The organism is Aerococcus sp. 1KP-2016, from assembly GCF_002252085.1.
Taxonomy (GTDB): domain Bacteria; phylum Bacillota; class Bacilli; order Lactobacillales; family Aerococcaceae; genus Aerococcus.
Window position 1 is genome coordinate 28830 of the sequence record NZ_NEEY01000006.1, and the last position, 22985, is coordinate 51814.

Annotated in this window: 16 protein-coding genes and 1 pseudogene; 4 read left to right on the forward strand and 13 right to left on the reverse strand. The window is 37.4% G+C overall.

Annotation, left to right across the window (positions count from 1 at the left end; genetic code table 11):
* The first annotated feature begins 283 nt into the window (after nucleotides 1-283).
* Together B9P78_RS02310 and B9P78_RS02315 are read left to right on the forward strand one after the other, a co-directional pair.
* Nucleotides 284-1522: a dicarboxylate/amino acid:cation symporter gene (locus tag B9P78_RS02310; RefSeq protein ID WP_233487660.1), complete on the forward strand. Its 1239-nt coding sequence runs from the start codon at nucleotides 284-286 to the stop codon at nucleotides 1520-1522.
* A complete protein-coding gene (locus B9P78_RS02315) occupies nucleotides 1519-2451 on the forward strand; it encodes a RimK family alpha-L-glutamate ligase (protein WP_094517963.1) in 933 nt (310 codons plus the stop codon). Before B9P78_RS02310 ends, B9P78_RS02315 begins: the two co-directional genes overlap by 4 nt.
* Nucleotides 2452-2642: 191 nt before the next feature.
* On the opposite strand, the gene B9P78_RS02320 is transcribed toward B9P78_RS02315, so the two are convergent.
* Nucleotides 2643-3707, reverse strand: coding sequence for a tyrosine-type recombinase/integrase (locus B9P78_RS02320; RefSeq protein ID WP_094517964.1), 1065 nt, complete (start codon nucleotides 3705-3707; stop codon nucleotides 2643-2645).
* A 285-nt stretch (nucleotides 3708-3992) separates the two neighbouring features.
* On the opposite strand from B9P78_RS02320, the gene B9P78_RS02325 reads away from it, so the two are divergent.
* Nucleotides 3993-4541 (forward strand): GNAT family N-acetyltransferase, encoded by a 549-nt coding sequence (locus tag B9P78_RS02325; protein WP_094517965.1) that lies wholly within the window; start codon nucleotides 3993-3995, stop codon nucleotides 4539-4541.
* A 62-nt stretch (nucleotides 4542-4603) separates the two neighbouring features.
* Here B9P78_RS02325 and B9P78_RS02330 read toward each other — a convergent pair whose 3' ends face one another.
* From B9P78_RS02330 to parE, 8 genes are all read right to left on the reverse strand, one after another.
* Nucleotides 4604-5314 (reverse strand): MIP/aquaporin family protein, encoded by a 711-nt coding sequence (locus B9P78_RS02330; RefSeq protein ID WP_094517966.1) that lies wholly within the window; start codon nucleotides 5312-5314, stop codon nucleotides 4604-4606.
* A 70-nt stretch (nucleotides 5315-5384) separates the two neighbouring features.
* Complete coding sequence (glpO, locus tag B9P78_RS02335) at nucleotides 5385-7220, reverse strand: type 1 glycerol-3-phosphate oxidase (protein WP_094517967.1); 1836 nt, start codon at nucleotides 7218-7220, stop codon at nucleotides 5385-5387.
* A gap of 24 nt (nucleotides 7221-7244) precedes the next feature.
* A complete protein-coding gene (gene glpK, locus B9P78_RS02340) occupies nucleotides 7245-8780 on the reverse strand; it encodes a glycerol kinase GlpK (protein ID WP_094517968.1) in 1536 nt (511 codons plus the stop codon).
* Nucleotides 8781-9103: 323 nt separating this feature from the next.
* Nucleotides 9104-10033 (reverse strand): manganese-dependent inorganic pyrophosphatase, encoded by a 930-nt coding sequence (locus tag B9P78_RS02345; RefSeq protein ID WP_094517969.1) that lies wholly within the window; start codon nucleotides 10031-10033, stop codon nucleotides 9104-9106.
* A gap of 103 nt (nucleotides 10034-10136) precedes the next feature.
* Nucleotides 10137-10988, reverse strand: a complete 852-nt coding sequence (locus tag B9P78_RS02350; protein ID WP_094517970.1) for an aldo/keto reductase — start codon at nucleotides 10986-10988, stop codon at nucleotides 10137-10139.
* A gap of 79 nt (nucleotides 10989-11067) precedes the next feature.
* Complete coding sequence (locus tag B9P78_RS02355; RefSeq protein ID WP_094517971.1) at nucleotides 11068-12249, reverse strand: acetyl-CoA C-acetyltransferase; 1182 nt, start codon at nucleotides 12247-12249, stop codon at nucleotides 11068-11070.
* Between the two features lie 203 nt (nucleotides 12250-12452).
* Nucleotides 12453-14915, reverse strand: a complete 2463-nt coding sequence (parC, locus tag B9P78_RS02360; protein ID WP_094517972.1) for a DNA topoisomerase IV subunit A — start codon at nucleotides 14913-14915, stop codon at nucleotides 12453-12455.
* Nucleotides 14915-17014: a DNA topoisomerase IV subunit B gene (gene parE, locus B9P78_RS02365; protein ID WP_369824319.1), complete on the reverse strand. Its 2100-nt coding sequence runs from the start codon at nucleotides 17012-17014 to the stop codon at nucleotides 14915-14917. Before parE ends, parC begins: the two co-directional genes overlap by 1 nt.
* Before the next feature lie 272 nt (nucleotides 17015-17286).
* Here parE and plsY point away from each other — a divergent pair, with 272 nt between their 5' ends.
* Nucleotides 17287-17892: a glycerol-3-phosphate 1-O-acyltransferase PlsY gene (gene plsY, locus B9P78_RS02370; RefSeq protein WP_148138568.1), complete on the forward strand. Its 606-nt coding sequence runs from the start codon at nucleotides 17287-17289 to the stop codon at nucleotides 17890-17892.
* A 22-nt stretch (nucleotides 17893-17914) separates the two neighbouring features.
* Here plsY and xerC read toward each other — a convergent pair whose 3' ends face one another.
* The 4 genes and pseudogenes from xerC to B9P78_RS02390 all read right to left on the reverse strand — a co-directional run bounded on the left by xerC (nucleotide 17915) and on the right by B9P78_RS02390 (nucleotide 22984).
* Complete coding sequence (xerC, locus tag B9P78_RS02375) at nucleotides 17915-18847, reverse strand: tyrosine recombinase XerC (RefSeq protein WP_094517974.1); 933 nt, start codon at nucleotides 18845-18847, stop codon at nucleotides 17915-17917.
* Nucleotides 18848-18949: 102 nt separating this feature from the next.
* Nucleotides 18950-21027: pseudogene (topA, locus tag B9P78_RS02380) on the reverse strand (type I DNA topoisomerase).
* A gap of 163 nt (nucleotides 21028-21190) precedes the next feature.
* On the reverse strand, nucleotides 21191-22114 hold the full coding sequence (dprA, locus tag B9P78_RS02385) for a DNA-processing protein DprA (RefSeq protein WP_094517975.1): 924 nt from the start codon (nucleotides 22112-22114) through the stop codon (nucleotides 21191-21193).
* Between the two features lie 57 nt (nucleotides 22115-22171).
* Nucleotides 22172-22984, reverse strand: coding sequence for a ribonuclease HII (locus B9P78_RS02390; RefSeq protein WP_094517976.1), 813 nt, complete (start codon nucleotides 22982-22984; stop codon nucleotides 22172-22174).
* Nucleotide 22985 lies beyond the last annotated feature (1 nt).

Consider the following 22985-nt stretch of genomic DNA (forward strand, 5'->3'; position numbering starts at 1 on the left):
ATAACGGAAATTATATTTAATTGCCAATATTACGGAAACTGAACGATTAAAATATGCGTTATTTAGGAAATTTATAAAAATTGTCTTTATTTCCGCCATACTTCACGATGTATGCACTACATCACATCTGTTCGGTAATTAATGTGTTTTAATTTTAGACCAATAATGACCGATATTCGATTATTTACTATAAAATCCTGAGTGCTATACTACGAGACAAGCTATTAGAGACCTATTGCTAGCAAACTAAAGTAGGTCTTGATAAATGATTGGAGGAATATGTATGTTTAAAAAACCTAATTTATTGGTACAGATACTCATAGTTGCCATTTTAGGTATCGCCGTTGGGTACTTTTTCCCAGGCATCAGTAGTCATTTTGGTATGCTGGGAGATCTCTTTATGAACCTCATCCAAATGCTCGTCGTGCCACTCGTTTTTCCATTAATTGTCTTATCAGTGGTAGAAATCGGTGGTGGGAATCAACTAGGAAAGGTCATCTTTAAGGCGATTGGCTACTTTTTCCTCGTAACCACCTTTTTGATCGGCTTGACCTTGGTATTTGGTAGACTAGTGAATGTTGGTGGTGATGTTGCACTTGGTGAAATCTCTACCGAATCACTTGATGGGATTGCGACTGGGATTAACTTACAAGATTTCATCTTGAGTATTATTCCAAGCAATATCTTTCAAACTTTAGCTGATGGTAGCTTATTGCCAATTATTTTCTTTGCTATTTTCCTCGGTATAGGCCTAATCGCAATTGGTGATGAAGCAAAGCCAGTTATCTCTTTCTTTAATTCTTGGAAAACGGCCATCTTTAAAATGGTTGACTATGCCATACAATTTGCACCAATCGGGGTTTTCGGATTCCTAGCCTATGACGTTGCAATATATGGAATTTCAGGTATTTCTTCTGTATTCAGTTTTCTATTTTGGCTATACATCGCATACCTAACAGCCGCCTTAGTAATCTATCCCATCATTGCTTACTGTTTCGGGGTATCCTATATTTCATTATTTAAATCCATCTCTGACTTGAGCTTTATCGCCTTTATTACAGGCGGTTCAAGCGTTGTATTACCTTCACTTATCGAACGCTTAGAAGAAAATAAAGTCCCAAAAGTGATCTCATCTGGCGTAACGTGCCTAGGCTACACACTAAATCTAGGTGGTGCAGCAATCTATGTATCTTTAGCTATTTCCTTTATAATGAACATATATGATGCTTCATTAACAATTTCTGATTTTGTCGTTTTAGTAGTATTTCTTACTTTTATTACTAAAACAATCGCTACAGTACCATCAGGGGCCATTGTCGTGCTTCTTGCTACTGCAAACCAATTAGGCTTACCATCTGAAGCAGTTGCCTTACTGGTATCCATTGATTTCTTCGCAAATGCAGGTAGAACAGCCTTAAATGTGGTTGGAAATGCTTTAGCAGCGACTATTATTGCCAAAACAGAAGGCGCAAAATTGCCAGTATTCACTAAAATTAAAAAGAAAGAAGGCGCAACAATTTGACCGACAAGAAAGTATATATCATCCACGAAAACGATGATTGGACAAAACATTTAACTAGACGACTAGACCAACTGTCTATTCCTTATGACACTTGGTTTCTAGACACAGGGCTAGTAGACATTCAAGATACACCACCAGCAGGCGTTTTCTATAACCGGATTTCTGCTTCTTCACACACAAGAGACCACCGCTATGCACCTGAATTAACTAGCCAAGTTTTACCATGGTTAGAAAGCCATCAGGCCAGCGTGGTGAATGGTAGTCGCGCAATTGAACTTGAAGTCAGCAAGATTAAGCAGTATTTAGCCTTACAAAAAGCAGGTATCCAAACGCCTAAAACGATTGCTGCAGTTGGTAAAGAAGAAATTATCCAAGCAGCTAAAAAACTCGATACTTTCCCATTTATTATTAAACACAACCGGGCAGGTAAAGGGCTTGGGGTAAACCTATTTGACCGAATTGAAGAGCTAGAAGACTATGTTAATAGTGATTTCTTTGAAGATTCAGTTGATGGGATTAGTTTACTTCAAGCCTACGTTAAGCCAGTAAATGGTAGGGTATACCGGTCAGAATTTATTGGTGGTAAATTCCATTATGTCGTCAGCATCGATTCTTCAGACGGTTTTGAATTGTGCCCAGCAGATAACTGCCAAATTCCAAGTGAAGGGCAGGTCCAATCTACACCGGATAAATTCCAAATCGTTGAGGGGGTATTAAGCAAAGAAGTAATTCATAAGATTGAAAACTTCCTAAAAGTAGAAAATATCCAGGTAGCAGCAGTAGAATTTATTGTAACGGCAGACGGACAAAAATGGGCTTACGACGTTAACACCAATACAAATTATAATGCGGACGCAGAAGAAGTTGCACAAAAATTTGGCATGCTAGCACTAGCTGAATATCTTGGTGACTTATTAGCGAGAGTGTAAACAAATACAGATAGCAAATGAATATACTTTCTATGTCTGCTAATTACCCTTAGCGGACATAGAAGGAGGTAAAAATAGCCCTCTCAATAGGAAAGTATAAAAAAGACTATTATAGCAAGCTTTTAAACCATTATTCAATTATCCAAATATAAAAGCCCCCTCAGTTGACTATTAAAAGAGGGGGCTTTGGTTTATTCTGATTCAGGTTTTTTGCTTAAAACTTCATCCATTTTTAGAATTTTTGACTGGTCAATCAGGTCTTCAATGAGCTGACTAGATGTGTTTAAATCTTCATTTAAATCTTGTGCGTAGATTTCTGTAGTGCGAACACTTGAATGTCTCAACATTTTCTGGGTTTCTCGTAAGTTACCACCGTTAATAAGGCTTAGTGTAGCTGCAGTATGCCTTAAACTATGTGGTGTAATCTTGGATGAATGAATACCCACGGCTTCATAAGCGGCAGAAATAAGCCTAGAAATCGATCTGGTAGACATTCGTCCGCCTTTATTACGATTGCCATGAGAAGCAAATAAAGGCGCTAAGTCACTATTAATCATGTAACCTTGGTTTTCTCTAAAATTCGTATAATCTCTGATAACTTCCTTAGTTTTACGCGGAATAATGACAAATTCATCTTTTTCTCGACGTCCTTTACCTTGTACATAGATAACAGTATTCATACCACGACGTTGGATATCTTCAAAATTCGCACGACTCAGCTCAATTGTACGTAATCCAGTGGTAACAGCAAGTAGTACAATTGCATAATCACGCTTGCCAACAAGTGTATCGTTACCAGCGCTTAAATAAGCTAATAACTTTTCAACATCTTCAATATCTAAGGCATCTTTAGCATGACCATGTGGGACTGGTATATTATTATTCGCACGTTGAACAATATTTTCATATAATTGCTCACGTTCTAACCATTTAAAAAACTGATTGAGCATGTTACGGTAAGATTTAATTGTACGATCCTTATAGCGAAATTGATCCAAAGCGCGTCGTTGTTGATCAGATAACTCATCATAATCAATATCATTGATCATGATATGTGTCTGGCTAGGTTGATTAATTAAGTCGTCGAAATAACGTTCGACATCATGATATGTAGGATTAACGATTGATAACTTCTTGAGATAAGTTAAAAAGGGTCGAATGTTTTTTAAATAAGATTCCTTTGTTTTGGATTGCTTCTGAGCTAAATAAGCAGCGTAACGTTCATAGAAATCATCTGGATTGAATTCTTGGTTCATAATAAAACTCCTTAGATGTAACATATATCATAGAATCCATTATACCAAACATATGTTCCTAAATGTGATAAATATTGTTGGGTAAAGCTACGCTTTAACGTTTGTATATTTTAGTTTACATAACATATATTATTTAAAGCTAAGCCTATATGAAAAAACAGCCTCTATGTCCCTCTTTAATAACCTACCCCTATCAATCGCTAGCAATAATTTGTATTAGTCATCAATTACTTACCGTGGTAAAATAAAATGGTATTACCATATTGATATGTTAGGAAGATTTTAATGACAGAAATAATTACAAACGCACCAACTATTACTGCTGACCAAGTTAACATTCGTGAAGCTGTCTTATCAGATGCTCCTGTATTAACTGATATTTATAACTATTATATTCAAACAACAACTTATTCATTTAGAATTGACCTAACTGATGTCTCTTTAAAGGAAGAACAAATTAAGGAACGTCAAGGCACGAATCCTTTCCTAGTTGCAACATTTAATGATAAAGTCATTGGTTATGCTTATACGAGCGACGCTGGATCTTATGAAGGCTATAATCCTACAAAAGAGATTTCAATCTATCTCGACCCACATGTTAAAGCTCATGGTATTGGCGGTAAGCTATATCATGCCTTAGAGGATGAAATTTTAGCAAATTACCCTGCTATTTATAAAATAATTTCACTTGTTACAGGGACTAATGAAACTTCTTTGAAATTCCACCAAAAACATGGTTTCACTGAATATGGTCGTTGTAAAAACATGGGTTATAAATTTGATCAATGGCTAGATGTAGTCTATTTAGAAAAAAACATCCGCCCCATTCACTAAAATTTGCATAATAAAACGCGCCATCCTTTTTAAAGGCTGACGCGTTTTTCATTATTTTAAAATTATAATGGTAAGACTGTGTTGTATAATAATGCTGCAATTACAGCACCAATGATTGGACCTACAATTGGAATCCAAGCGTATGACCAGTTAGAGTCACCTTTGCCAGAAATTGGTAAGAATGCATGTGCAATACGAGGACCTAAGTCACGAGCTGGGTTGATTGCGTAACCAGTAGGACCACCTAATGATAAACCTACTGCTGCTACAATAGCACCAACTAAGATTGGGTTTAAACCATCAGCTAATTGGTTAGCACCTAATGCCATAACACCAATTACTAATACTGCTGTACCGATGATTTCAGTCACTAAGTTCCAAACAGTGTTTGGTACTTGTGGGCCAGTAGAGAAAGTACCTAAGATAGCACCTTTATCTTCTGTTGCTTCAAATTGTTCGTGGTAAGCTAACCAAACTGTTACGGCACCTAAGATAGCACCTACCATTTGACCAGCGATGTAAGGAACAACTTCGCCCCAAGCGAATGAACCGTTAACTGCAAACGCAATTGTTACGGCAGGGTTTAAATGCGCTGCTGATAAGAAACCAGAAGCGTAAACACCGATTGTAACAGCGAAAGCCCAACCCATAGTGATTACAATCCAACCTGAATTGTGTGAATTTGATTTGTTTAAGTTAACACCTGCGTTAACCCCACAACCTAATAGTACTAATAAGAAAGTACCGATTAATTCTCCGATAAAACCTTGCATTTTTCTTCCTCCTCAAAAAAATTTTAATCTTTATTATACACTGAAATTGTACATATGTCTTTTAAAATGACTATTTTAAATATTGTAATTCTGCTTTTGCAATTTCTTCGTCTAAAGCTTTCGCTTGAGCATCTGCAATGTCAGCATCTAAGTCTAGATAGTCAACAATTACTTGGCGTACGCCATCTTTAACAGCAAGCATTTTATCGTGTTGGAATAACATTAAGGTTGTACGACGGGCAAAGAAGTCTAAAGGTGTATAAACGGCCTCTTCTTCGATTGCATATATTAAGCTAACTGCGATATCAATTGGTAAGTCGTATTTTTCAGCATAATCCTTGGCAACTGGTAAGTAAGCTAGTACACGGTACATATTTGAACCATATAATTTCGCTAATTTTAATGCATCTCCGTAAGCAAGACCACGTGCAGCACCAATATTGGCAAATTGGTCCATTGCAGTATCATAAGCACTTGGATCAAATTGTCCACCAGACACAGGATATGTTGCTGATTGAACAAGCGTGAATGCTTTACCAGTAATAGCTGTTAAGGCAGGGATGACTTGTTCCATTGCCCCTTTAGCCATTTTACGGTAATCCGTTAATTTCCCGCCAGCTAAAGTGAATAAACCACTTGCTGATACAGATAAATCAGATCCACGAGAAACGCTAGATGGGCTAGCATCACCACGTTCTGAAGTATTTGACGAAATACTTTGTAATTTATCTTCTACGGTAGCACGTTCTACTGTTTTATCACCATAACCATCAAATAATGTAACCAATTCATCAAAGGTACGTTCTGACAAGCGACCTGAGTCACCACCATTGTAGTCAGATGCATTATTAGAATCAATTAATGGACGCAATCCTACCCAAGAAGCTTCAATGTCATTAATAGTTAAGCCCGCTTTAGGGAAACGATGGTTCACAACTTTTAACAAGTAGTCAACATCTTCTTGCGTAACAGTTGGATGTTCAAAATCACCTGTATAATCAGTATCTGTTGTCCCAAAGTATGTTTTATTTTCTCTTGGTAATACGAATACCATACGACCATCTTGTTCACCTGTATCAAAATAAATTGGTTGAGAAACGTCTAATTTTGCACGGTCAACAACAAAGTGAACACCTTTTGTTGGGCGCATTTGTGCCGGTTTATCATCTTCACCATCCAATTGACGAATTGTATCTGACCAAGGACCAGTTGTATTGATGACAATATGTGCTTTGACAGTAAAAGTTTCACCAGATAGTTTATCTTCAACTTGAACAGCCACAATTTTGCCATTTTCGTACTCGAAACCTGTTACTTTAGCGTGACTTAATAAGTCAGCACCATCATCGTTGGCTTGTTTAATATTTTCGATAACTAAACGGGCGTCATTATTATTAAAGTCTAAGTATTTCCCACCACCGATTAATCCTTCTTGCATTAAATCAGGTTGACGTTCTAACACTTCTTCTTTACTCAACATTTCATTTGCATATTTAGTATCTTTCACACCAGCTAATGAATCATAGATATCCATCGCAATTTGTAATCGTAATGGATTAAATGTTACTTTTGGTTCATCATACAAGGGCATCAACATTGGATCAGGTTGTGGAATGTGTGGTGCAATGTTATGTACTGTTGCACGTTCTGTCACGGTATCTGATACTACTTCTAAATCAAAGTTTTTCAGGTAACGAATACCACCGTGGACTAATTTTGTTGAACGACTTGATGTTCCTTCTGCAAAATCTTGCATATCTACTAAGGCTGTTTTTAATCCTGAGGCTGCTGCTTGAATAGCCACCCCAGCACCTGTAATACCCCCACCGATAATGAACAAATCGTATTGGTTTTCTTTTAATGCTTCAATTGTTGCTTGTCTACTTTTATAAGATAATTTTGACATATTTTGTCACTCCTCCTGGTCGTACTAATCCTTGTCTTCTGTTTCTTCCTCGTTAAAGTATTGAGAGTAAGCACGTGTTGCACGAACAGCATTTACCCAACCACCGTATAAGCGTTTTTTCTTAGAGTCATTCATTTTTGGTTCAAATGTTTGGGCTGGTTTGTTAAATGATTTTAATTCATCAATGTCTTTCCAGTATCCAACAGCTAAACCAGCGAAGAATGCTGCACCTAATGCAGTAGTTTCAAGGTTTGCAGCACGAGCAATTTCAATACCTGTGATGTCTGATTGGAATTGCATTAAGTATCCATTCATTGCAGCACCACCATCAACTTTTAATAAAGGTACATCAATGCCTGTATCTTTCTTCATTGTATCAGTAATGTCACAAACTTGGTAAGCGATTGATTGTAAGGTAGCTTTGACGAAGTCAGCTTTTGTTGTACCACGTGTAATACCGAACGCTGCACCACGAGCATCTGAATCCCAGTATGGTGCACCCAAACCAGTAAATGCAGGTACTAAGTATACTTCATCCTCATTTTGAGATTGATTTGCTAACGCTTCAGATTCAGCCGCATTTCCAATTAATTCAAGACCATCACGGATCCATTGAATAGCAGAACCAGCAACGAATACCGAACCTTCTAGTGCATATGTTACTTCATCATTCATCACATAGCCTACAGTAGTTAATAAGTTATTTTTAGAGATTTTTAATTCATTACCAGCATTCATAACGATGAATGCACCAGTACCATAAGTAGATTTCACAGTACCTTGTTCTGTTGCTAATTGTCCAAATAACGCCCCTTGTTGGTCACCAACCATACCAGAAATTGGTACTTCATGGCCGTAGAAATGGAAGCCAACTGTATGACCGTATACTTCAGAGTTTGAACGAATTTCAGGTAACATTACTTTTGGAATGTTCAATAGACGTAACATTTCGTCATCCCATTCAAGTGTCGAGATATTCATTAACATGGTACGTGACGCATTTGAATAATCTGTTACGTGCACTTCACCGTTTGTTAGTTTCCATAACAACCATGTATCGATTGTACCAAACAGTAATTCACCCTTTTCAGCTCGTTCTTGTGCACCCTCAACATGATCCAAAATCCAACGAATTTTAGTTGCTGAGAAGTAGGCATCTACCACAAGACCTGTCCGTTGTTGAATTTCGTCTTTCAAGCCTTGCTCAATTATGTTTTGGCTAATTGGCGCTGATTGACGAGATTGCCAAACAATTGCATTATAAATCGGTCTACCCGTTTCTTTATCCCAAACAACTGTTGTTTCACGTTGATTGGTGATCCCAATACCTGCGATTTGATTTGGACGAACGCCACCTTCAATAAAAGCTCCGGCAATTACTGCTTGCACAGAATTCCAAATTTCATTGGCATTATGTTCAACCCAACCTGACTTAGGAAAGATTTGTTCGAATTCTTTTTGACTACTCGCTATTGTCTCTGCCTTATGGTTATATATTACCGCACGGGAACTAGTAGTCCCTTGATCAATTGCCATAATGTATTTTTCTTGTTCACTCATGTAAAATCCTCCTAGAATTTAATCAAATCCAGTGCAACTAAGCGCTTTCATTACAATGCAACTATAACGCAAAGCGTTACATATTCCACAATTATCCTTGCAAAAAACAAAATTGGTTACATTGTATTTCAAAAATTCTTAAGATTAATTAACACAAATCCAATAAAAATACGATTCTTAGGAAGCGGATACAAAAATGACAATGGATAAAGAAGTACATTTTTGTATATACAAGTTGTCAAGACACCTCTTATAACGGCTTTTGAAGCCATTAAAATTAACAAAAAAGGACTGACCGATCGGCCAATCCTCTCAAAAATTTATTAGAATGTTTTTTCTAATGGTGGTACAACTTGTTTTTTACGTGAAACAACACCTGGTAAAGCGATTTGATTATCTGTCACCTTAGCACCAAAAGCTTGTTCAGCGTGTTGGATAAAGTCTTCAGAACCGACAAGTAAACCTTCAGAGTCGCTTGTTAAAATGTTTGTAACTACCAATAAAAATGCTGAATAGTCATTATCAGTTACTAAATCTTGCATAGTTGCTAATACTTCTTCTTTACGTTTTAAGACATCATCCACATCTACAACATTGATTTGACCGATGCGTACTGGTTTGCCACCCATTTCAAAAGATTTTGCATCGCCTTCAGCAATTTCAGTAGCTGATTTTGCATCTACATTCGTACCAGATTTTAATAAATCTAGACCATAAGACGCTACATCTACACCAGCAATCGCTGCTAGTTTTTCACCAACAATTTTATCTTGTTCTGTAGTTGTAGGAGATTTAAATAGCAAAGTATCGGCAATAATTGCTGATAGCATTAAACCAGCAATATTTTTAGGAATTTCAATAGCTTCTTGTTGGAATAATTCAAAAAGAATTGTTTGGGTACAACCATATGGTTTAGTAAGGAAAGACAATGGTGCTGCAGAAGTAAAGTCACCAATTTTATGGTGGTCAACAACTGCATATACTTCTAAGTCTTTCAAATCTGCAACGGATTGTTGTGACTCATTGTGGTCTACTAACGCAACAGTATTTGTTTCAAAACCCGCTGTTTCAATAACACGTAATGGTTCTTGATCAAATGTTTTTAAGGCAAATGCTGTTTCGTCGCCGATTTCGCCTAATGCAACAGCTTCTGCTTCTAAACCTTTTTGATTTAATAAGTATGCGTATGAAATAGCTGATGTAATTGCATCAGTATCTGGATTTTGATGTCCAAAAACTAAAATTTTATCCATGTTTAAGCCCCTTTTATAATTGTTTATATTCATATATTACCATAATTCCCAATAGAAAAAGGAACTTTTCTAAGACTGAGAAAAATTCCTTTTTTCAACAAAACTAAAATTCTTGATAGAATGAAGGATCTTGATTTGCAGCGCGTCCGTCGGGTTTATTTAACGTTTCAAATACTTGTAAATCCTCATCCGTCAAAGTAAAGTCAAACACATCCAAATTTTCAATTTGACGTTCACGTTTGGCAGATTTAGGAATTGGCATTGCACCCATTTGTAATTGCCAACGAAGAATGGCTTGACCAGCCGTCTTACCATATTTTTCACCTAGTGCAATTAGTGCCTCATTATCTAGTACGGATTCAGAAATCTTTTCATTTGCTCGTACGAAAGGTGACCAAGATTGAGTAATAATTCCCTTAGATGCATCATAAGCTCGTTGTTCTTTTTGATGGAAGTATGGATGCATTTCCACTTGGTTTAATACTGGTAATACGCCTGTTTCCTTTTCTATCCGCTCAATGTATTCAGGTAAGAAATTACTTACTCCAAGATGTTTCACATAACCACGTTTTTGGGCTTCAATTAATGCTTCCCATGCTTCAACATAGTGGTCCTCTTTTGGATTTGGCCAATGAATTAAATAAAAATCATAATAATCCAAGTTAGCACGTAATAATGATTCTTGAATGGTGACTAATGCATCATCAAAATGATGATAGCGTCCTGGTAATTTTGATGCAACTTGAATATTTTCACGTGCAATGCCCGAACGGCGAATTGCTTCACCAACGGTTGCTTCGTTCTCGTAGTTATATGCAGTATCCAGGTAACGGTAACCAACTTCTAGTGCTGATTGAATGGAATCGACACCACTAAATCCTTTTAGTTTATAAGTACCAAACCCAATTTGTGGGATTTCAGTACCCTCATGTGCAATATAATTTGGAATTGTCATATGCTTACACTCCTCTTAGATTGTTCATCTTTATCATCATTGTAGCATGATGACACTTATATCCAAATAATATGCTTTATTAGATATTTTGTTTCACAATCATCGATACGCCTTGGCCTCCACCAACACATAACGTAGCAAGCCCATGTACAGCTTTTCTTTTTTGCATTTCATGAATAAGCGTCACTAAAACACGGGCACCAGAGGCACCAATTGGATGTCCTAAAGCAATTGCACCACCATTTACATTTACTTTATCCATATCCAAGTCTAAACTTTCTGATACACATAAAGCTTGTGAAGCAAATGCCTCATTTGCTTCTACCAAGTCTAAATCTTTAGCCGTGATTCCAGCCCTTGCTAATGCTTTTCTAGTAGTCGGAATAGGACCAGTCCCCATAATAGCAGGATCAACCCCTCCCGTTGCGTAAGAAGCGATTGATACCATTTCTTGAATACCTAACGCTTCTGCTTTGGATTTAGACATTAAAATCAGTATGGCCGCACCATCATTAATTCCTGATGAATTTCCAGCCGTAACAGTACCTTCATCTTTAAATACTGGTGCTAATTTGCCCAAACGTTTTGCCGTAATACCAGAACGAGGGCTTTCATCAGTAATGATCATTTGACTCGTATTTTTACTTACAATTTCAATCGGAACGATTTCGTCAACAAAGCGGTTTGCCTCCATGGCTGCAATCGCCTTTTGCTGACTAAAAGCAGCAAATTCATCTTGATCTTTGCGAGAAATACGATACTTTTCAGCAATATTTTCAGCTGTAATCCCCATTGGTTGATTTGAAAAGGCATCTGTTAGGCCATCATATTGCATCGTGTCAATCATCTCACCTGAGCCCATTCTCTGGCCCCAACGTGCAGATTGAATTACATATGGTGCGAGGGTCATATTCTCCGTTCCGCCTGCTACAACCACCTCTGCATCACCTAACATGATTGCTTGTGCAGCCATCATCACAGATCGTAACCCAGATCCGCACACTTGGTTAATGGTTACAGCCGTTGATTCTATAGATAAGCCTGCTTTTAATGCAACTTGACGTGCAACATTTTGTCCTAGACCTGCACTCAAAACATTACCGAGGATGACTTGTTCAACTGTCTGCGGATCTAATTCTATTGAAGCCATTGTTTGTTTTAATACTTGTACACCTAGATCAACGGCTGAAATGTTTTTAAATTGTCCGCCGAATTTCCCAATAGCTGATCTCTTTGCAGCTACTATCACTACTTCTTGCATATACTTCTCCTTCATCGTTTATCGATTCTTTCGTTTCATTCTGCATCGATAAACGCCTATCAATTTACTTCCTTCAAAAGTTTACTATTAATTTTATCTAGTTATGGATACAAAATGATATAATTATGAACTTCTTCTACAATATAACAAAATGCCTACTAAGACAATACAAAAGCTTAGTAGGCATTCAATTTTATAAAAATTTAGTTTTCGCTTTGAAAGTTTTGATAGTCAATAATTGGTGTCACTGTAGTAATTTGCCCATTTTCTTTTTCATCTACCAGCATAGAGCCATTAGAATAACGGTTAGCGATAGGAATATCACCAGCGCGTAAAAGAAGTATCTTACCGTGGCTTGAAATCACTTCAAACATTTGGTTGGTATCTTCTACAGAAAAGGCGGCTACAATACGATGCGGATTTGCTTTCAACTCTTTCAAGGCTACCAATCCACGTTTAGCACGGCCTAAAACATTGATTTCAGCCCATTTCATCCGTTTCATATGACCACGTTGAGTTACCATCATGATTTGTAAATTATCATTTGGTTCAGCAGCATATACGGCACTGATGACATAATCATCTTGTTTCAAGTTAATTGATTTCACACCCTTAGCTCGGGCACCAATAATTGAGATTTCTTCAATTGGATAACGTAAAGTAAAACCAAAGTGTGTGGTTAAAATAACTTGTGCTTTTGTTTGGTCAGTTGATGAATCAACTTTGTATACGCTAATGACTTGATCAGTATCACTCGATAAAGTCATAGCAACCCCAGCTTTGTTTTTATATCCACGGAATTCTTTGAACTCACTTAAACCAGTTTGTTTAATCATCCCTTGAGCAGTTGCTAGCAACAAATTATCTTTGCTATTTTCTGCATAAGGGAAGACCCCGATAATATATTCATCACTAGCAAACGAAATTCTTTGCGAAATGTGTTCACCTAAATCTTTCCACCGGATATCTTGTAGCTCATACACTGGTTGGAAAATGTAGTTCCCCTTACTTGTGATAAAGACAAGCTGTTCCAAAGTCGTATGCTTCGCCATATACAATACATGGTCACCATCGCGGAGCCCTACTTCTTCAACACCTGATGCTTTGAATGATCGAATAGTAGAACGTTTAATATAGCCACCACGTGTAACGACCACGATGGCATCTTCTTCAGAAATCAATAATTGTTTCTTCACAATAACTTCTTCAATTTCATCTTGAATCTCAGTACGACGCTCTGACGCATAGGCTTTCTTAATAGCTTTCAATTCCGTCTTCATACGTGCGTATAATAATTTATCATCATTTAAGATGGCTTGATAAGATGCAATTTCTTCGTTTAACTGTAAACGTTCGTTTTGTAAGGCTGTAACGTCTGTATTCGTTAAACGATATAACTGTAAACTGACAATTGCTTCAGCTTGTGTTTCTGAAAAATCAAATTCCCGAATCAGGTTTTGTTTTGAATCGGATTTATTTTTAGAATTACGAATTACCGCGATCACTTCATCTAGAATAGACATCGCCTTCACTAGTCCATCAACAATGTGTAATCGTCGTTGCGCCTTGTTTAAGTCGAAAGTCGTACGTCGACGAATGATTACATAACGATGCTCAATATATGCTAATAAAGCTTCTTTTAAACCAATTTGCTCTGGACGTTGGTGATTAATTGCTACCATATTGAAGTTGTAATTGATTTGTAAATCTGAATTCTTATAAAAATAATTTAGGATTGCGTCAGAACTTGCCTCTTTTTTCAACTCGATCACAATTTGTAACCCGTTACGGTCAGATTCATCACGCACTTCTTGGATACCATCAATCGAACGATTCAAGCGTAATTCATCCATTCGGCGTACTAGATTCGCTTTATTCACTTCATAAGGAATTTCGGTAATTACAATTTTTTCTTTGCCAGAACGGTCTGTTTCAATATGATGTTTAGAACGAACAACCACCTTGCCACGTCCGCTAGTATATGCTTTTTTAAGTTCATCTTTCCCTTGAATGATGGCCCCTGTTGGGAAATCAGGCCCTGGTACAAAGTCCATCAACTTGCCTACACTGGCATTGGGATGATCAATTAAATAGGCAGTAGCATCGATAATTTCACCTAAATTATGCGGTGGAATTTCCGTAGCATATCCTGCAGAAATACCTGTAGCACCATTTACCAATAAGTTTGGATAGCCTGCAGGCAACACTGTTGGTTCCTCTGCTGTATCATCGAAATTTAGAATCATCTCAACGGTATCCTTATCTAAATCGCGTAATAATTCGTCTGCGATTTTAGATAATCGTGCTTCCGTATAACGCATGGCAGCGGCTGAGTCGCCATCCATAGAACCATTGTTACCATGCATTTCAACTAATACTTCACGGTTCTTCCAATCTTGTGACATCCGGACCATCGCTTCATAAACAGAAGAGTCCCCATGTGGATGGTAATTACCAATAACATTACCAACTGTTTTAGCAGATTTACGGAAATTTGATGTCGATGTATTTCCTTCTTGGAACATGGCAAACAAAATCCGGCGTTGTACTGGTTTTAATCCATCACGGATGTCTGGCAATGCACGGTCTTGGATAATATATTTTGAATATCGTCCAAAACGGTCGCCCATAACCTCTTCCAATGTTAATTTTTGAATATCAACCATTAATAATCACCATCTTCATCAAATAAATTTATTTGGAGTTGATCTAAGTCTTGGTCTTCATCAAGCCCATCCTTAGTGCTACTCACTTTATTCTGCACTTCAATAATTTCAGTTACATCATCATTTAGTGCCGTATCTTTATCCCCTGCATTTTTCAATAACGTATCATCTTCATCCATAGTGAAGGCAACGTTCTCTTCAATCCATTTACGACGAGGTTCCACTTTATTACCCATTAAAACTGATACACGTTTTTCTGCTAATGATAAATCGTCAATCGTTACCCGCACTAATGTACGCGTTTCTGGATCCATTGTTGTTTCCCATAACTGGTCAGCATTCATTTCACCCAAACCTTTGTATCGTTGAAGAATATACCCTTTACCAACTTTTTGTGTAACTGCTTTAAGTTCATCATCAGTCCATGCATATTCTATGACTTCATTTTTACCTTTACCCTTAGACACTTTATATAAAGGGGGCATTGCTAGATAAATTTTTCCAGCTTCAATTAAAGGTCGCATATAGCGATAGAAGAAGGTTAATAATAGTACTTGGATATGTGCACCATCGGTATCGGCATCGGTCATGATAATGACTTTATCATAATTTGAGTCTTCTACCTCAAATTCCGCGCCAACGCCGGCACCAATTGTGTAGATAATCGTATTTAATTCCTCATTCTTAAGCACATCTTGGATGCTAGCTTTTTCGGTATTTAAAACTTTACCTCTTAAAGGCAAAATTGCTTGGAATTTACGGTCACGCCCTTGTTTGGCTGAACCACCGGCAGAATCCCCTTCGACTAGAAATAATTCATTTTTCTTAGCATTACGTCCTTGGGCAGGTGTTAATTTACCAGATAGTAATACTTCTTTACGTTTTCCTTTAGCACCTCGTGTCGCATCACGTGCTTTTCGTGCAGCATCACGTGCTTCCCTTGCTTTTAAGGCTTTACGAACAAGCATCTGCGCGGTTTCTCCATTTTCAATTAAATAGACACCCAAGTTATCAGAAACCATTTTGTCTGTTGCTGAACGAGCTTGTGGCGTACCTAATTTAGATTTGGTTTGACCTTCGAATTGTAGAATTTCTTCTGGAATACGTAGCGATAATACCGCTGTATAACCTTCACGAACATCTGTTCCTTCTAGGTTTTTTTCCTTCGCTTTTAATAATTCCACTTTACGTGCATACTCGTTAAATGACTTAGTTAACCCTGTACGCATACCAGCTTCATGGCTACCCCCATCAGAGGTGCGGACATTATTCACAAAAGATAATACCGTTTCAGAATAGCCGTCATTATATTGGAAGGCTAGTTCAATTTCGATACCATTTTCTTCTCCTTGGAAGTAAACAATATCATGTAAACTATCCTTATCTTCATTCAGATATCCTACAAACGCTTTGATACCATCCTCATAGTGAAAAGTTTCTTCTGTTTCATTCACTTCATCGATAAAATCAATTCGTAAATTTTTCAATAGGAAGGCCGATTCTCTTAAATGCTCACGGACTGTGCTAGCATCGAATTTGATATGACCAAAGATCTCTGCATCCGGATAAAATTGAATTTTGGTACCCGTTATTTTACCTTTATAAGCAACCGTTTTGGGTTTGCCTGGTTTTCCACCATTGGTAAATTCTTGATGATATTCTTTGCCATCTCGGTGAACAGTTGCAATAAATCTGCTAGACAAGGCATTTACAACTGATGAACCTACCCCATGTAGACCCCCTGATGTTTTATAACCTGATCCGCCGAATTTACCTCCTGCATGTAAAACGGTTAGAATAACTTCTACTGTTGGTTTACCACTCGTATGTTTACCAATAGGCATACCACGACCGTTATCAACGACAATGACAGACCCATCTTTAGCTAATGTTACCGTAATATGGTCTGCATAACCGCTTAAAGCTTCATCAATCGAGTTATCAACGATCTCATAAATTAAATGATGCAATCCTCTTGCATCTGTAGATCCAATATACATACCCGGGCGTTTTCTAACTGCTTCTAACCCTTCCAGTACTTGGATGGAACTTTCATCATATACTGATTCATTATTATTGTTATTTGTTGGTTTGGCCAAATCGTCTACCCCACTTTCAATCTTTTTCATAATATATTAAAAACGTTGATTTGCCAAATGCAAAGTGAAACTTATTCATCGTGTTTCATACGCAACCTATCTATTATAGCCCATTTTACGATAAAATGAAGTAACAACCATTTCGCCATTTACTAGTTATGAAAACAAGTAACATTTATTTTCATAATAGAAATCCTCAGCATTTTGCCTTAGAGATTTTAAATCATGGTATAATAGGGGCAATCTATGGATTTATTGAAAGGAATGACATCATGCTCATTGTTACCTTACTTATTTTTGCCTATCTCATCGGATCAATTCCTTTTGGGTTAGTCATTGGTAAATTACTGTATAAAAAAGATATTCGACAATTTGGTTCAGGCAATATCGGTACCACTAATGCCTTTCGTGCCTTTGGCAAAGCAGGCGGAAGCCTTGTTTTTGTCTGTGACATGCTAAAAGGTATGATACCTGTTTTACTAGCCACCGCGCTTGGTATCTCATGGCACCCACTCCTATTTGGTGGAATGGCCATCTTAGGACACTCTTTCCCCATTTTCTTAAAATTTAAAGGTGGGAAAGCTGTTGCAACATCCTTTGGTGTGGTGCTTGCATACCATCAAATTTTTGCATTAATTGCTATCGCATCATTCTTCATTTCCCTATACATCACTAGTATGGTGAGTTTCTCAAGTATTTTTGCTGTAGCATTTGCCTTGATATTGTCACTATGGTACCAAGATTGGGTCCTTACGCTTGTAACATTGTTGGTATTCATCTTAATCGTTGTTCGTCATAAAGATAATATTAAACGCATTCGCCAAGGTACTGAATCAAGGTACCCTTCGGCTTACGTAAGTCTAAAAAAAATAAGATGAAAGAAACCTTCTCAATTGCTACTTAAGCATCTTGAGAAGGTTTTTTATGATCTCTTTTGGCATGGGGATGAAATTGCAAATAATTATCCCTCAGATGCTCTTTAGACATATGCGTATAAATTTGGGTAGTAGATAGACTAGAATGACCTAGTAGCTCCTGTACAGTTCGGATATCAGCACCATTGTTCAAAAGATGCGTAGCAAAAGAATGACGCAACTTATGTGGATGAATAGACAAATTAGTTGCTGATTTCTTAACAATTTGATCTAAAATATACTCAATTCCTTGGCTAGTAAGCTGCTGGCCCCTGTAATTGACAAATACATAGTCATGCTTTTCTGGCGTCTTAGCCATTAAACCAGGTCGACCCTGATCAAAATAATTGACTAAAGCATCGCGACAAAATGAACCCATAGGCACATATCGATCTTTATTCCCCTTACCATGTAATAAGATCATACCCGCATCTAAATCTAGCTGTTGTATGCGTAAATCTCTAACCTCACTCACGCGAGCACCTGTACCATACAAAACCTCTAATAAAGCATTATTTCTAAGGGCAATAGGATCTGTACCCTTTACAGCATCAAAAATAGCTTGCATTTCAGATTCATAGAAGAAATCGGGTAGCTTTAAACCAACCTTTGCTGTTTGTACATAATTAAAAGGATTTTCATCAATTTGTCCGCGATCTAATAGAATATTAAAAGCTGTACGCAAAGACGACAAATAACGCGAAATCGATTTTCTAGACAAACCATCTCTTTGTAATTGACCTAAATATATCCGGATGTCACGATAACTTACTTGATCAAAACTTTCAATTCCAGCTTCCACCATAAACCGTTCAAAGGCATCGAAATCTGATAAGTAGGCCTTAACGGTCTCAACGGAATATTGTTTTTCGTGTTGGAGATAATTTTTAAATACTTGTTTAAAACCTTCTGGTGACATAAAAAAACACCCTCTCTATCAATGGCACTAATGTACCACAATAGAAAGCGTGTTTTCAAATTTTCATTGAAATACCAATTCTGAATCAACTGATAAAAAATCTTATGCTTCGACAACATCACCTTTTTGTACATCTTCAGCATAATCGCCATTAGGACATACAATTTGTTTGCCCCCACGACCTTTTTTCTCTACTAGGTAGTGGTCACAGACTGGACAGTTACGGGCAATTGGTTTGTTCCAATCCGTGAAATCACATTCTGGATAACGTGAACAACCATAGAAAATACGATTTTTCTTAGATTTACGTTCAACAATTTGACCTTCGTGACATTTCGGACAAGTTACGCCAATTTCCTTAACAATAGCTTCGGTATGACGACATTCTGGGAAGTTTGCACATGCATAGAACTTACCAAAACGCCCCATCTTAATAACCATTTCGCCACCATCAACAGGACACTTAAAGCCTGCAGGTTCATCTTTAATTTCAATTTTTTCCATTTCCACTTCAGCTTTTTCGAGTTCTTTGCTGAACGATTTATAGAAATTATCGATTACTTCAACCCATTCTTTTTTGTTCGATTCGATATCATCTAATTCTTGCTCTAACTCAGCAGTAAATGAAGTATCTACAATCTCTGGGAAGTAGTCGGAAATCAATGAATCAACAATTTCACCCAATTCAGTTGGTTCAAAACGTTTAGCTTCCAACTTGACATAGTAACGGCGTAATAACGTTTCTATTGTTGGTGAATAAGTTGATGGACGCCCAACGCCGTCTTCTTCTAATTTTTTAATCAAAGAAGCTTCCGTATAACGTGCTGGTGGTTGTGTGAAATGTTGGTTTGGTTCTAAATCTTTTGATTTCACCGTTTCGCCGTTAATTAGTTCAGGCAAGATATTATCTTTATTATTGGCTTCTGTGTAAACCTTTTGGTAACCTTCAAATTTAATTTTAGAGCCATTCGCACGGAAAGACGCTTGATTTTGTACTAAATCAGCAGAAACCGTGTCATAAATAGCAGGTGCCATTTGGCTAGCCATAAAACGAGACCAAATTAAAGAATATAATCTAAATTGATCTCTTGATAAGTATTGTTCAACTGCTTCTGGCGTACGATCTGCAGAAGATGGTCGGATTGCCTCATGGGCATCTTGAGCACCTTGAGCTTGTTTACTTGCCGCTTGATAGCCTAAATATTCCTTACCAAAGTTTTCTACAATGTAATCTTTTGCCCCAGCTTTTGCTGTATCAGAAATACGTGTTGAGTCAGTACGCATATAGGTAATTAAACCAACAGGTGCACCTGTACCCAATTTAATACCTCATATAGTTGTTGCGCAATCATCATGGTTTTTCTTGTACGGAAATTTAATTTCTTCGCTGCTTCTTGTTGCATTGAGGAAGTTGTAAATGGTTTTTGCGGATTTCGTTTTCTTTCTTTCTCAGTTACATTTTCAACTGTGAAATCTTGGCTAGTAATTTCCGCCATAAAAGCCTTCATATCATCATCATTTTTCAGGTCCAATTTTTTACCTTTAAATTTCGATGCATTTGCCTTAAATGTTTTACGATTTTTAATGAAGGTACCATCTACAGTCCAGTATTCTTCTGGTTTAAAAGCACGGATTTCATTTTCACGCGAAATAATCATATGCAAAGCAACTGATTGTACACGACCTGCTGATAATCCTTTTTTCACTTTCTTCCATAACATAGGCGACAAATTGTAACCAACGAGACGGTCTAAAACACGTCGCGCTTGTTGGGCATCTACAAGATCCATATCTATTGGTCTTGGATGCTTAATTGCGTCCGTTACAGCTTCTTTTGTTACTTCATTATAAGTTACACGAATTGGGTCATTTACGTTTAAACCAAGAATGTGTGCTAAATGGAAAGCAATAGCTTCCCCTTCACGGTCCGGGTCACTCGCAAGAAAGACTTTTTCAGCTTTCTTCGCATCGCGACGCAATTCCTTAATTAAATCACCTTTACCACGGATATTAATATAATCAGGCGCATAATCATTTTCAATGTCGATAGCCATACGCGATTTAGGTAAATCACGTAAATGTCCTTTACTAGCTACAACCTTATAATTTCTACCTAAATATTTATCTATCGTTTTGGCTTTCGTCGGAGATTCTACAATTACTAAATATTTATATGCCAACGATAAGCTCCTTTCTTATTTCCATTTCTAAATCGCTTTACATATTATGCTACCAAAGTGGCATTTGTCAAATATGTAAATGATTGGTTACCGAAGAATATATAACTTATATGGTAAATAAGCAAGTATTTTATTTTTATATAGGAAAATATGTTGCGTTTTCCTAAGTCAGATACATTTTCATCTCAGTTAAAATATCACTAGCATCTAGGACGGGACTCGCCCCATATCGAATTAAGGTATTGGTACCCTTGGATAATGACGATAAAATTGAGCCCGGTACCGCAAACACAGTTCTATTCTCTTGTAAGGCGTAATTCGCCGTGATTAAGGAACCACTTTTATCTGCGGCCTCCACGACTAGTAAAGCATGAGACAATCCTGCGATAAGTAGATTTCGATAAGGGAAATGCCAGCGTTGTACCTTGGCAAAAGTCGGCAAAGGCGATACTACCAATTGCTCCTTAGCGAGGTACGCTTGAATATGCTTATTTTCACTTGGATAAGTTGTGAGCAGTCCTGTACCAATTACGGCTATAGTCCTACCCCTTGTCATGGCCACCTGGTGGGCATAAGTATCAACACCTCGAGCCAAACCCGAAACAATCACAAACTCTTTCGCTACCCTAGGCAAGACATGATCCATAACACCTTTACCATAATTAGTCATGTTTCTAGATCCAACAACAGCTAACGTCGTTTCCTTCATTAAAGCAAGATTCCCTTGGCAATAGAGTACTAAATTAGGCTGATAAGTATTCACCAAATTAAATGGATAGAAATCTGCATTCAAAATCGTGATAAGCTGAATTTGATGTGATTCATACACTCCATCATAATAGGCAATCGAATACTTTTGCCTAAATCTATTCCAGGCAAGACTTTTCTTTGCGTCGCCTACATTCCTCACATAACCATCTAAGTCTTTCACTTCTGTAATCCGGGCATTAATGATACCTGATAATTCTTGATAGGTAAAAATTCCTGCTTCGTGGGCATATACTAGCATTCTTTCTAACTTAACAATTTCTGTTGCTTTTAAGCTGACTATCGTCTTTTGAAACGGATTACTTAGTTCAAATAACATATAAAAAACCACCTCTCTACGTTATATATACGTAGGAAGTGGTCTAATCCCACTTTTTTATAAATGATTTTTTACTGGCGCAAAAGTTTTTCGGTGAATTGGACTTGGTCCTAATTTTTCAAGACCGGCTAAATGTTGTTTCGTACCATAGCCGGCATTGACTTCAAAGCCATATCCAGGATATAAATCAGCATATTCTGCCATTAAACGGTCACGATATTCTTTGGCGTAAATAGAGGCAGCAGCTATCGCGTAAACTTTAGCATCCCCTTTTATAATCGACATTTGAGGTGCTTTCGTATATTGATCCAATTTCACTGCGTCTATTAAAACATAGTCTGGATTAGGGGCTAAGTTTTCAAGTGCTTGAACCATAGCATTTTTTGTTGCGATTAAAATATTTGATGCATCGATTTCTGCCGCACTTTGGATGCCAATTGTATAAGATATCGCATATTTTTCAATATCGGCAACTAAGGCTTTACGTTTGGCATGCGATAATTGTTTCGAATCGTTAAAGTATACGGCTGGCATATCTGCCGGTAGTATCACAGCTCCCGTTACAACTGGTCCTGCCAAAGGGCCACGGCCTACTTCATCAACCCCAGCAATATATTGATAGCCTTGAGCGCGTAATTTTGCTTCTAAGCTGCATAAATCAGCTATTTTAGCCCTTACTGCTGCTGCTTTAGCATTATCCTTGTCGAATTTACTTAAAGCCGTCTGCACCCCCTTACGTTCGTCTAACCGCATTTGAGCAATTACCTGAGCATCCGGATTCTCCTGGGCTAAATAGTTTTTCACTTGGCTGATTTTTAAGGCATGTATTTCTGTTGAACCATTGATTATATCGTTTATTTGTTCTGTCATA